General features: G+C 60.2%; 1 protein-coding gene. It reads left to right on the top strand.

What is annotated here, in order from left to right:
- Window positions 1-284: hypothetical protein (locus EXE45_RS20190; RefSeq protein WP_158294359.1), on the top strand; the 284-nt coding region annotated here is incomplete at both ends.

Here is a 284-nt window from a genome sequence, read left to right as displayed (position 1 = left end):
CAATCGACCACCAACGTCACCCTCGCCGCTACCGGCACGTCGCGGACCGTCGGAGATGACATCCGTGTCGTTGGAGGCGACCGAAGGGAGCTGACCGCTGACGACGACGTGTCGTCACATACAACGAACGCGCTTTCGGACGTTGAAATCGACGTCGGAGATGCCGTGTTCAGAGGACGCATCTTTGAACACTATCTCCGAATTACCGAAGCGACGATACCGGACGGAGAGACGGTTCAGCTCTTCGGACCGGTTACCGTCGTGACGGCCGGGGGCGAAACGAC

The organism is Halorubrum sp. SP9 (genome assembly GCF_005435015.1).
Taxonomy (GTDB): Archaea; Halobacteriota; Halobacteria; order Halobacteriales; family Haloferacaceae; genus Halorubrum; species Halorubrum sodomense.
Note: the sequence above shows the minus strand (reverse complement) of the source record. Positions and strands in the feature narration are given on the sequence as shown.